Annotated in this window: 9 protein-coding genes; 4 read left to right on the top strand and 5 right to left on the bottom strand. The window is 68.6% G+C overall.

Features of this window, described 5'->3' with window-relative positions:
- The first annotated feature begins 49 nt into the window (after window positions 1-49).
- Window positions 50-4,009, top strand: coding sequence for an ATP-dependent RNA helicase HrpA (gene hrpA, locus GT347_RS02135; protein ID WP_229722877.1), 3,960 nt, complete (start codon window positions 50-52; stop codon window positions 4,007-4,009).
- Window positions 4,010-4,664: 655 nt separating this feature from the next.
- On the opposite strand, the gene GT347_RS02130 is transcribed toward hrpA, so the two are convergent.
- The 3 genes from GT347_RS02130 to GT347_RS02120 are packed head-to-tail and all read right to left on the bottom strand — an operon-like array spanning window position 4,665 to window position 7,398.
- Window positions 4,665-4,910 (bottom strand): GlsB/YeaQ/YmgE family stress response membrane protein, encoded by a 246-nt coding sequence (locus GT347_RS02130; protein ID WP_160550409.1) that lies wholly within the window; start codon window positions 4,908-4,910, stop codon window positions 4,665-4,667.
- A 6-nt stretch (window positions 4,911-4,916) separates the two neighbouring features.
- Window positions 4,917-5,315, bottom strand: coding sequence for a DUF3597 domain-containing protein (locus tag GT347_RS02125; RefSeq protein ID WP_160550408.1), 399 nt, complete (start codon window positions 5,313-5,315; stop codon window positions 4,917-4,919).
- Window positions 5,316-5,349: 34 nt separating this feature from the next.
- The gene (locus GT347_RS02120; protein WP_160550407.1) at window positions 5,350-7,398 is read right to left on the bottom strand and encodes an AsmA family protein; all 2,049 of its coding nucleotides are present in this window, start codon (window positions 7,396-7,398) and stop codon (window positions 5,350-5,352) included.
- A 191-nt stretch (window positions 7,399-7,589) separates the two neighbouring features.
- On the opposite strand from GT347_RS02120, the gene GT347_RS02115 reads away from it, so the two are divergent.
- The 3 genes from GT347_RS02115 to GT347_RS02105 all read left to right on the top strand — a co-directional run bounded on the left by GT347_RS02115 (window position 7,590) and on the right by GT347_RS02105 (window position 10,809).
- On the top strand, window positions 7,590-9,086 hold the full coding sequence (locus tag GT347_RS02115; protein ID WP_229722623.1) for a pyridoxal phosphate-dependent decarboxylase family protein: 1,497 nt from the start codon (window positions 7,590-7,592) through the stop codon (window positions 9,084-9,086).
- Complete coding sequence (locus tag GT347_RS02110; RefSeq protein ID WP_160550405.1) at window positions 9,083-10,315, top strand: ATP-grasp domain-containing protein; 1,233 nt, start codon at window positions 9,083-9,085, stop codon at window positions 10,313-10,315. Before GT347_RS02115 ends, GT347_RS02110 begins: the two co-directional genes overlap by 4 nt.
- A 77-nt stretch (window positions 10,316-10,392) precedes the next feature.
- Window positions 10,393-10,809, top strand: a complete 417-nt coding sequence (locus GT347_RS02105; RefSeq protein ID WP_160550404.1) for an RcnB family protein — start codon at window positions 10,393-10,395, stop codon at window positions 10,807-10,809.
- Window positions 10,810-10,825: 16 nt separating this feature from the next.
- Here GT347_RS02105 and GT347_RS02100 read toward each other — a convergent pair whose 3' ends face one another.
- The gene (locus GT347_RS02100; protein ID WP_160550403.1) at window positions 10,826-11,044 is read right to left on the bottom strand and encodes a hypothetical protein; all 219 of its coding nucleotides are present in this window, start codon (window positions 11,042-11,044) and stop codon (window positions 10,826-10,828) included.
- Window positions 11,045-11,579: 535 nt separating this feature from the next.
- Window positions 11,580-11,954: a response regulator gene (locus GT347_RS02095; protein WP_160550402.1), complete on the bottom strand. Its 375-nt coding sequence runs from the start codon at window positions 11,952-11,954 to the stop codon at window positions 11,580-11,582.
- Between the last annotated feature and the right edge of the window lie 12 nt (window positions 11,955-11,966).

Raw genomic sequence — 11,966 nt, 5'->3', positions numbered from 1 at the left:
GATCCTCTTTCCCGAATCGCTGCCCGTCTCGGCCCGGCGCGAGGAGATCATGGGCGCCTTCGCGGCCCACCAGGTCATCATCGTCAGCGGCGAGACCGGCTCGGGCAAGACCACCCAGCTGCCCAAAATCGCCCTGGCCCTGGGCCGCGGCAAGCTCAACGCGCCGCCCGGCAAGGGCCGGCTGATCGGCCATACGCAGCCGCGCCGGATCGCTGCTTCGTCGGTGGCCAAACGCATCGCCGAAGAGCTGAAGACACCGCTGGGCGAGGTGGTCGGCTACAAGGTGCGTTTCCAGGACCGCCTCTCGCGCGACGCCTCGGTCAAGCTGATGACCGACGGCATCCTGCTGGCCGAGACGCAGACCGATCCGCTGCTCAAGGCCTACGACACCATCATCATCGACGAGGCGCACGAACGCAGCCTCAACATCGACTTCCTGCTGGGCTACCTGCGCGAGATCCTGCCGCGCCGGCCGGACCTGAAGATCGTCGTCACCTCGGCCACCATCGATGCCGACCGCTTCGCCAACCACTTTGCATCCGCCAAGGGCCCGGCGCCGGTCATCCATGTCACCGGCCGCACCTTCCCGGTCGAGCAGCGCTACCGCCCCTTCGAGGAGTCGCGCGACTACGGCATGAACGAGGCCCTGGCCGACGCGGTGGACGAACTCTGGCAGGACCCGCGCCAGACCGGCGACATCCTGATCTTCTTCCCCGGCGAGCGCGAGATCCGCGAGGCCGCCGACCACCTGCGCGGCCACCTTAGCCACCACGCCGTGCTGCGCAGTGCGGAGGTGCTGCCGCTCTTCGCCCGCCTCTCGCAGGCCGAGCAGGACCGCATCTTCGAAGGCCATACCGGCCGCCGTATCGTGCTGGCCACCAACGTGGCCGAAACCTCGCTGACGGTGCCCGGCATCCGCTACGTGATCGACACCGGCACCGCCCGGGTCAAACGCTACAGCTACCGCAGCAAGGTGGAGCAGCTGCTGGTCGAGCCGGTCAGCCAGGCGGCGGCCAACCAGCGCGCCGGGCGCTGCGGGCGGGTGGCCAACGGCATCTGCATCCGGCTCTACAGCGAAGAGGATTTCGCCGGCCGTCCGCGCTTCAGCGATCCGGAGATCCTGCGTTCCTCGCTGGCCGGCGTGATCCTGCGCATGAAGTCGCTGCATCTGCGCGACGTGGAGGAATTCCCCTTCCTCGAAGCCCCGCAGAAACGCGCGATCGCCGACGGCTACCAGCTGCTGTCCGAACTCGGCGCGGTGGACGACGACAACCAGCTCACGCCTGTCGGCCGCGAACTCTCCAAGCTGCCGCTGGACCCGCGCATCGGCCGCATGATCCTGGAGGCGCGCGACCGCGGCGCGCTCGAAGAGGTGCTGATCATCGCCAGCGCCCTCAGCGTGCAGGACGTGCGCGACCGGCCCATGGAAGCCCAGGCCCAGGCCGACCAGGCCCACGCCAAGTTCGACGACGAGAAGAGCGAATTCAGCGGCTACCTCAAGCTCTGGAAGTGGATCCATGACGCCCGTGGCGGCGCCCCGGTGGCCAGCACCCGCCGCCAGATGGCCGCCCAGAGCGGCCAGGCCAAACGCCCCAACGCGGCCTTCCTGCCGGTGGCGCAGCGCCTGGTTGCCGCACCCGTGGCCACGCCGCCGCCCGCCGCGCCGGAGGCCCCCACCCACAAGCTCAGCAACCGCCAGTACGAGCAGCTGCTGCGCGCCAACTTCATCAACATCCGCCGGGTGCGCGAATGGCGCGACATCCATTCGCAGCTGGTCGCCACGGTGCAGGAGCACCACTGGGCGATCAACGCCAACCCGGCCAGCTACGAGCATCTGCACATGGCGATGCTGTCGGGCCTGCTGGGCAATATCGGCTTCCGGCCGGAGGACGTGGGCAGCGCCGGCAGCACCCAGTCCGGCGGGGCAGGGCGGGGCGCGGCGGGTTCGGGCGAATACCTGGGCGCACGCGGCATCAAGTTCCACAAGCATCCCGGCGCGCATCTGTCGAAGAAGCCGGGCCGCTGGATCGTCGCGGCCGAGCTGGTCGAGACCACCCGCCTCTTCGGCCGCGGCATCGCCGCCATCGAGCCGCAATGGCTGGAGGAGGTGGGCGGCCATCTGCTGAAGAAGCAGCTGCTCGATCCGCACTGGGAGAAGCGCTCGTCCGAAGTGGTGGCGCTGGAGCGGGCCACGCTCTATGGTCTGGTCGTCTACAGCGGCCGGCGGGTGCCCTACAGCCGGGTCGACATGGCGGCGGCGCGCGAGATCTTCATCCGCGAGGCGCTGGTAGGCGAGGGCTGGGAATCCAAACTCCCCTTCCTGGCCGCCAACCGCAAGCTGATCCGCCAGGTGGAAGACCTGGAGCACAAGTCGCGCCGGCAGGACGTGCTGGTGGACGACGAACTCATCTTTGCCTTCTACGACCAGCAACTGCCCCAGGACGTGTTCGACGGCCGCGGCCTGGAGCAGTGGTGGCGCGACCATTCGCCCGGCAATCCGCGCCTGCTGCACCTCAACCGCGACGAGCTGATGCGCCACGAGGCCGCCGGCATCACCACCGACGCCTTCCCGCGCACCATCCGCCTGGGCGGCGTGGACAGCGCCGCCGAATACCTGCATGCACCGGGCGATGCACGCGACGGCCTGTCGGTGGCCGTGCCGCTCTTCGTGCTCAACCAGGTGAGCGAGGACCGCATCGAGTGGCTGGTGCCCGGGATGCTCAAGGACAAGGTGCAGGCCCTGCTCAAGAGCCTGCCGCAGAAGCCGCGCTCGCGTTTGGTGCCGCTGCCCGAGAGCGCCACGCGCATCACCCAGGCGCTTTCCGAGCCCACGGTGTTCGGCCAGGGCACGCTGATCGACGCGCTGCTCAAGCAGGTGCGCGAGGGCACGCAGCTCGACGTCAAGCGCGCCGACTTCAAGCCCGACCAGGTGCCGCCGCATCTCTTCATGCACCTGCGGGTGGTGGACGAACACGGCCGCCAGCTCGGCCAGGGGCGTAGCCTGGCGGCGCTCAAGGCCGATCTGGGCGGGCAGGCGCGCGGGGCCTTCCAGGCGCTGGCGGGGGTGCGTGTGCAGGCCGCGCCCGCGCCGGTCGCCGCGCCTGCCGCCAAGGGCCAGGCTCCGGCGCCCGCGCCCAAGGCGGCTGCGGCCGTGCCTGCGGGGCAGCACTACACCGACTGGACTTTCGGCGAGTTGCCGGAGCTGATGGAGATCCGCAAGGGCGGCCAGACCCTGGTGGGTTTCCCGGCCCTGATCGACGAGGGCGGGGCGGTGCATATCGAGGTCTTCGACGAGCCCGAGATGGCGGCGCAGAAGCATCGCGGCGGCTTGCGGCGGCTGTTCGCGCTGCAGATCAAGGAGGCGCTCAAATACCTGGAGAAGCAGATCCCCGACCTGCAGAAGATGGCCGTGGCCTACATGCCCCTGGGCACGCAGGAGCAGCTGCGCCAGCAGATCGTGGATGTGGCGCTGGACCGGGCCTTTCTGCTCGATCCGCTGCCTACCGATGCGGCTGCCTTCAAGAAACGTGTTGACGAAGGACGCGGGCGTCTTACTTTGATCGCGCAGGAAGTGGCGCGGCTGGCGCTGCGGGTGCTGACCGATTACGCGGGGGCGCTGCGCAAGATCAAGGACACCAAAGGGCAGCCCTTGGTGACTGCCGATGTGCAGGCGCAGTTGCAGCGGCTGATCGGGAAGGACTTTCTTGTGGCCACGCCCTGGGCGCAGTTGCAGCATTTGCCTCGCTATCTGCAGGCCATCGTGATGCGGCTGGACAAGCTGCGGAGCGATCCTGCTCGTGATGCCTCCCGCATGGCTGATGTGAAGTTGCAGGAGCAGCGCTTCTGGCGGCTGGTGGCCGAGCGCAAGGGCAATGTCGATGTGCGTATGCAGGAGCTGCGCTGGCTGCTCGAGGAGTTACGGGTCAGTCTGTTTGCTCAGGAGTTGAGGACGCCTGCGCCTGTCAGTGTTAAGAGGCTTGATAAGGCTTGGGGGCTGCTCAGTACCTGATTTTTTTCGGGGGTGAGGTTAGCTGCCTTCGGCTTGTTTACTTCTTCTACTCCTACTGAGGGTGGAGGTGGGGCTCGCGTCGCCCCACACCCCCGGTAACTTTCTTTCCATTGAAAGAAAGTCACCAAAGAAAAATTCTAAAGCGGGATCGGGGACGGGCTTTCGCCCGGGTCGGGCCTTTGTTTCGCTACGCTTCACTCGGCTCTCCGCATGGCGATTTCATCGCAGCAACGACTGCAAAAGCTCGAGGATCGGGCCGCCCGCTCGCCAAAAGCTTCACGCTCTGCCGTCCGACTAGTTTGGTCAAGCGCTGCGTCCAGATCCGGAAAACCGCCAGTGCGCCAAAACAAGCGCCCACCAACCGCGTCAGTGCGTGAAGCTTTTGGCGAACGAGCGGCCCAAACCTCGAGCATTCGTTCCAGTTGCTGAGCCCACTACGCCATGCCGAGAGCCGAGTGAAGCGCAGCGAAACAATGGCCCGACCCGGGCGAAAGCCCGTCCCCGATCCCGCTTTCTAATTTTTCTTTGGTGACTTTCTTTCAATGGAAAGAAAGTTACCGGGGGTGTGGGGCGACGCGAGCCCCACCTCCACCCTCGGTAGGAGTAGAAGAAGGAACCAAGCCGAAGGCAGCCAACCCCTCCAGCCCGAAGAGCTTCACCGCCGGGCAACCGCCCCATAGATCACCAGCACCACGATGGCGCCCACGACAGAGGCCAAGAACCCGGCCCCAACGCCAGCCTGATACCAGCCCATGGCCTGACCGGCATAGGTAGCCAGCAGCGAGCCGACGACCCCCAGGATCACGGTGAGGATGAAACCCATGGCCTGCTTGCCCGGCAGGATGGCGCGCGCGACCAGCCCGACGATGAAGCCGATCACGATGGTGGAGATGATTCCCATGGCGCGTCAGTCCTTCAGCTCTGCGGGAACCTTGCCGCCATTGGCGGCCAGCTTGTTCATCACCTGGCGGTGCAGCCAGATGTTCATGCTGGCCGAATCGTTGGTGTCGCCGGTGTAGCCCAGCTCCTTGGCCAACTCCTTGCGGGCGTTCAGCGAACTGTCCAGCCCCAGCAGCTTCATCAGGTCGACGATGGAGGTCTGCCAGTTCAGCTTCTCGCTGCTCTTGGCGGCCAGGCCGTCGAGCACCTGCTTGACGTCTACCTCCGAGATCGCTGCAGGCGCCGGCGCGGCATTGACCGCAGCCGTGGCCGGTGCCGCATCGGGCGTCGCCGGAGCGGGGGAGGGCGCTGGCGCGGCGTGGGAAGACGGGAAGATCTTGCCGAGGATGGTGCCCAGAATGCTCATCGAATGGTTCCTTTGGAGGGAGTGGAGAAATCGTTCACTGCTTGTTCTTGCGCTGCGCGCCGGCCGGTGTGGCCACCGCCTGCTTCTCGGCCGTGCCGGCTTCGGCACTGACGCGGGCGCAGTTGGTGTTCTCGCCCGGCCCGGTCTCGATCAGCGGCAGCACGGCGGCCAGGGGCGCCACCACCGCCAGCGCGACGGCGCCGCCGGCACGCGCCAGCAGCGGGCCTTTTTCCAGCGAATAGTCCGGGTTCTTGAAGGTGCCGAACACCTTCACCGGCGTGCGCAGGGACAGGATGCCGGGCCGCTTGGGCTTGGGCGCGATCTCCATGTTGAAGGTCTCCTGCGCCAGGTCGAAACCGCCGGTGCCCAGGATCTGCGTCTGCTCGGTATCCACCACGAAGAGCTTGGCCGTACCCTTGCCGTCCTTCACGTCGAAGGCCAGGCCGCCGCAGTTCACCTCGATGGTCTTGTCGCCGCCGGCCAGCAGGGCCAGCACCTTGCCGCCGTTCAGGCCGCTGGCCGCGTCGATCAGGTTGGAGATGCGGCCGTTGGCGATGGCCGCGGAGACTTCGCCGTCGGCCTTGGCTGCGGCGTCGGCGATGGAGTTGCCGGTGCCCTTGATCTTGATGCGTGCGCCCAGCGTGCCGGCGCCCTGGGCGATCTTCTCGGCGCTGGCCGGCACCAGCTTGGCGACCTGGATATGGCGGAAGTCCACCTGCGCCTCGGTGGAGATGACGGGCTTGCGGGCGTCCAGGTTCCAGTGCGAGGAGATGGTGCCGCCGGCAAAACCGAAATCCAGGGGCGCGAGTTTCATCACCGCATCTTGCAGGTGCAACGTGGCCTTGAGGCTTTCCAGCGGCAGGCTGGTCGGCGCCTTGAGCTGGGCGGCTTCCAGTGATACGTCGGCGTCGATCTTCTGCAGCCGGCTGCCGTCGAAAGTGCCGCTGGGCAGGATGTGGTTGGGGTCGGCCTGCTTCTCCTGCGTCTTGGCGGTGGGCCGGTCGGCCGTCTTGGCCTGGGTGGCGTCGGGCTTGCCGCCGGTCTCGGCGGTCTGCACGCCCACCACCGGGCCCAGGTCGGAGATGTCGAGCAGCTTGCTGTGCAGGTCGGCGGTGAGCAGCGGGCGGGGCTTGCGGTCCACGTAGGCGCCGCTGCCGTGCACGTCGGAAGATCCGATCTTGCCGACCAGGTCGTCGATGGAATAACGGTCGCCCTTCAGGATCAGGTGCCCCTGCAGCTGGTAGGGCGGCGTGGCCGGCAGCGGCAGCAGCAGGAAGGGGTAGAGGTTGGCCAGGGTCTGGCCCTTGATCATCAGCCGGGTGTCGATGCCGGAGATGTTGGCCGCGTCGGCGATGGTGCCCTCCACTTCGAGGCGGGTGGTGCCGGCATCGAGTTCGCCCTTGAGCGGGAAGGGCACGCCGGACTCCTGGAAGCTCAGCACCTCGCCGGTCAGCGCGGTGCCCTTGAACTTGGCGTCGCGGTAGCCGCCGTGGAATTCGAAGCGGGTGGAATAGCGGTCGTTGACCGGCTTGGCGTCCGCGTCCTTCACCCGTTCCTGCTTGGAGGGGTCGAAGGTGCTGGCCAGGACGTCGATGTTGAAGGGCGTGCCGGCGTCGGTGTAGCGCAGGTGGCCGTTGTCCACCGACAGGGTGCTGATGCGCAGCTTGCTCGGCGACTTGTCGTTGGGGTCGGAGAGGATCCAGTTCTTGCGGTCGTCGGCCAGGCGCTCGAAGAGCAGGTCGGGCTTGGTCAGCGCCACGCGGGGGATCAGCACCTTCTCGGGCAGGTCGCGCAGGCTCACCGAGAACTCCAGCTCGGGGATGCTGGCCATGTGCGGCTCCTTGGACCACTTGGCATTGCCGAACACCACGTCGCGCATGCGGATGGTGGGCGTCAGGCCCAGCTTCACATGCAGGTCGGAGATGGTGAAAGTGCGCTCGGTCTTCTTCGAGATGTAGCGCTCCAGCGGATGGCGGAACCAGTTCCAGTCGAACAGCAGCACCAGCAGGACGAGTGCGACCGCGATGCCGATGGCGACCGGATGCCGGCGGGGGAAGGATTTTGGTGCTGCTGCTGGCGTCATGGGAGCGCGACTCCTCTTGTTCGGCGAATGAAGCGGCCCAGCATAGGCAGCACCGCGCCGCCCGGCGTAGGACTGGCGCTCACGCTCCGGCCGACAAAGCCGCGAATTGCGCGGTAATCCGGCCGGTTAACGGCGCCTAGGCGTTCGCGCCATTGCCTATGCTGGCCACAGCCCATTTCATGAACGCCACCATGAGCCACACAAGCGCCGCCTCGCTGGACCCCGCCGACTGGACGCAGCTGCGTGCCCAGGGCCACCGGATGCTCGACGACATGTTCGACCACCTGGCCGGCCTGCGCGACAAACCGGTCTGGCAGCCGATTCCCGATGCGGTGCGCGGCGCCTTCGCCGAGCCCATGCCGTCCGCGCCGACGCCCCTGGCCGAGGCGCACCAGCGCTTCATGCGCGATGTGCTGCCCTATTCGGTGGGCAACACCCATCCGCGCTTCATGGGCTGGGTGCACGGCGGCGGCACGGCCGAAGGCATGCTGGCCGAGATGCTGGCGGCCGGCCTCAACGCCAACCTGGGCGGACGCGACCAGATGCCGCTGGAGCTCGAAAAGCAGATGGTCCGCTGGATGGCCGAGCTATTCGGCTTTCCGCAGACGGCGGGCGGCCTGTTCGTCACCGGCTCCTCCATGGCCAATCTGGTGGGCGTGCTGGTGGCGCGCACCTCGGCGCTCGGCGGCCAGTCGCGCAAGACCGGCGTGGAGCGGGCCGGCGGCGGCGAACTGGTGGCCTATACCTCGGCGGCCGCGCACGGCTGCATCGCGCAGGCCATGTCGATCAGCGGCCTGGGCACCGACGCGCTGCGCCTGGTGCCGGTGGATGCGGACCACCGCATGGACATCGTGCAGCTGCGCGCCATGGTCTGGGCCGACATGGCGGCCGGGCGCCGTCCCTTCCTGATCGCCGGCACCGCCGGCACGGTGGATACCGGCTCGGTCGACGACCTGAACGCCATCGCCGACGTGGCCCGCACCTGCGGCGCCTGGTTCCATGTCGACGGTGCCTACGGCGCGCTCGGCATGCTGTCGCCTGAAGTCGCGCCCAAGCTGGCCGGCATCGAACGTGCCGACTCCCTGGCGCTGGATTTCCACAAGTGGGGCCAGGTGCCCTATGACGCCGGATTCATCCTGGTGCGCGACCAGGCCGACCAGCTGGCCGCCTTCGCCACGCCCGCGGCCTATCTCTCGCGCCACGACCGCGGGCTGGCCGCCGGCTCGCCCTGGCCCTGCGACCTGGGGCCGGACCTGTCGCGCGGCTTCCGCGCGCTCAAGACCTGGTTCACCCTGGTCAGCCACGGCACCGACCGCATGGGCGCGGCCATCACCCACAGCTGCGAGCTGGCCCGCCATCTGCAGGCCCGGGTGCTGGCCGAGCCGGAGCTGGAGATGCTGGCGCCGGTGGCGCTCAACATCGTCAACTTCCGCTTCCGTGCCGAAGACGGCCAGGACGCGGATGCCCTCAACACCGAGATCGTGGCCGACCTGCACGAGTCCGGCGTGGCCGTTCCCTCCACCACCCGGGTGAAGGGCCAAGTCGCCATCCGCGCGGCCATCGTCAACCACCGCACCGTGGCCAGCGACATCGACATGATGGTCGATGCGGCCCTGGCCTTCGGCCGCCGCCGGCGCCGCGCCCATGGCGCCTCTGTCTCCCCAGCTTCCTCGGAACTCGCCGCATGACACCCCAAGAAACCACCGCTGCCGTGAATGCCTTCCCCAGCGCGGCCGCGCCCCTGATCGGCCTGGCCCGCCTGATGACCGTGGCCTTCCATGGCGGCGACCTGCGGCCGGTGGCCGCCGCGCTGATCGCCCGGGCCGAGGAAGACGAGACCGATGCCGCGGCGCTGATGGACCTCTCGACCGTTCTCTTCCTGCAAGGCCTGCCCGATCTGGGTCTGGCGACCCAGCTGCAGGCCCTGGCCATGGCCCGCCACTACCGGCTGGAGCTGCCGCACGGCGCCCATCCGCGGCTGCGGCTGCTGGCCATCATGGCGCCGGGCGACCTGATGACCAACACGCCGCTGTCCTTCCTGGTGGAAGACGGCGACGTGGTGCTGGACATGCTCTACCTGCGCCCCGGCGAGGCCCTGCCGGCGCAGCTGCCGGCGCACGACCTGCTCTACATGGCGGTGTCGGAGTCGGATGCCACCCGGGCGCTGCTGGAGCAGCTCGCCGCCCAGCTGCCGCAAGGCTCGGTCATCAACCATCCCAGCCATATCCTGAACACCGCCCGCGACCGCGCCCATGCCGCGCTGCAGGGCGTGCCCGGCCTGCTGATGCCGGCTTCGGCGCGCAGCGGCCGGCTCTCGCTGGAAGCGGTGGGCCAGGGGCGGCTGGAGGTCTCCGAGCTGCTGCCGGACGGCGTGTTCCCGCTGATCGTGCGGCCGGTCGATTCCCATGCCGGCCATGGGCTGGAGAAGGTGGAAACGCCCGAGGCCCTGAGCCGCTACCTGGCCGCTCAGGCCGAGGACGAATTCTTCCTCTCGCGTTTCATCGACTACGCACAGCCCGACGGCCTGTTCCGCAAGTACCGCGTGGTGATGGTGGCGGGCCGGGCCTATGCGGCGCACATGGGGGTGTCGGCGCACTGGATGATCCACTACCTCAATGCCGGCATGGCCGAGAGCGCCGACAAGCGCGAGGAGGAGGCCGCCTTCATGTCCGGCTTCGACACCGGCTTCGGCCAGCGCCACCGCCAGGCCCTGGAAACGCTGGCCGAGCGCATGGCGCTGGACTACCTGGTGATCGACTGCGCCGAGACCCCGGCGGGCGAGCTGCTGGTGTTCGAAGTGGACCCCGGCGCCGTGGTGCACCGCATGGATCCGCCCGAGGTCTTCGCCTACAAGCGGCCCTGCATGGACCGGCTCTACACCGCCTTCCACGCCTTGCTCTACCGCGCGGCCGCCTGACGCCGCTGCTTACATCTCCTCATGCGGGGGACACGCGCGACAGGCATGCTGGGTTCATCCAAGACACAGGAGTCCTCATGCAAATCCGAAAAATCGCCGCCGCCGCCATGGCCCTCACCATGGGTCTTTCCAGCCTGGCCTTCGCCCAGCCGCGCGATGACCGCCACGACCCGCGCGACCAGCGCGGCGGCCCGCCGCAACAGCAGTTCCGCGACGACCACCGAGGCCCGGACGGCCGCGGCGGCCCTGGCGGCCCCGGCCCGCGCGGCTATGACCAGCATGCCGACATGCGCGGCGCCGGCCCCGACCACAACTTCCGCCGCGGCCAGCGCCTGCCGCCGGAATACCGCAGCCGCCAGTACGTGGTGGACGACTGGCGCGGCCACCACCTGAGCGCGCCTCCGCGCGGCTACCAGTGGGTGCAGACCGGCGGCGACTATGTGCTGGTGGCCATCGCCACCGGCGTGATCGCCTCGCTGTTCCTCAGCCAATAAAGTCCGGCCCACGCTCCTAGCGGCTGTGCACCGCCGGCGGGAGCAACGGCCCGGCGGCCGGCGCGGCGGAGAGCTGGCGCGCCGTCAGCTGCTCGAATCCCGCCACCAGGCGCCGGGCCATCTCGGCCTGGCAGTCCGGATGCAGCTCGCGGTAGCGGCGCAGCACCGCCAGCAGGTCGGCGATGACCAGCTCGCCCTGCGCCAGCGAACGTTCCCAGTCCCCCTCAGCAGCCACCGCGCGGCGGCACCCACGCTCTGGCTGGGCTGCAGCGGCGCCATGCCCACCCGGGCCAGCAGCCGCGCCATTTCATCGGCGATCACCGCGCATTGCGCGTGGGAGGCGCTGCCGATGTCCGCCAGCAGCTGGCCATACGGACGAAAAGCAAGCGGCGTTGTCACCTGCTTCTGGGCTTTGGCGATCCTGCGCGCCGCCTGCCGGAAGACGGCCAGGCCGGTCGATGCCCTCGGTTTGCCCTCGGCCCGGCCGGCCGACGAAAGCTCGCCCAGCATGACACCAGCGGCCGGGCCGGGGGGAGTGGTGGTCTCGGCTTCTTCCGGCCCTTCCTCACGCAGCTGCGGCAGGCGGGCCGAGATGTGGGCTGGGAAGGAACGGCTGCGGTGGAGATGGTGGTCCATATGCTGACGGTGCCAGGTTGCGGCCTCGCGGGCCCGGCACACGATGGTGCCCTCACCGTGTCGCAGCCGCCCGCCCCTTTGCGCAGATGCCCGGCCGCCGGCCGAAAAAACCGCGCCGCGGCGCCGGCCGGGCCTCAGCCGGCCTGTGCCTTGCAGAAGGCCACCAGCTCGTCCATCTCGCTGGTCTTGTCGAACACCGCATCGGCGCGTGCGTCCAGGCAGCGCTGGCGTACCTCATCGCTCACCATGGCGCTCAGCACCACCACCTTCTGCTCCGGCAGGCGGGTGGCGCACCAGCTCAGGGCCGCGTAGCCGCTGCCTTCGCGCAGCTGCAGGTCGACCACGGCCAGGTCCCAGTTGCGGTCGTTGGTCGACAACCAGTGGGTGACGCTGCGTTCGTTGTCGCCCCAGCCGACGATCTCCAGCCCCGGCACCTGCTGCTGCAGCAGGGTGGCCAGGGTGTCGCGGGCATCGGCTTCGTCTTCGATCAGGTAGGTCCGCAGGGTCATGGCTTGGCTTTC

It is taken from the genome of Xylophilus rhododendri (assembly GCF_009906855.1).
GTDB lineage: Bacteria > Pseudomonadota > Gammaproteobacteria > Burkholderiales > Burkholderiaceae_C > Xylophilus > Xylophilus rhododendri.
Note: the sequence above shows the minus strand (reverse complement) of the source record. Positions and strands in the feature narration are given on the sequence as shown.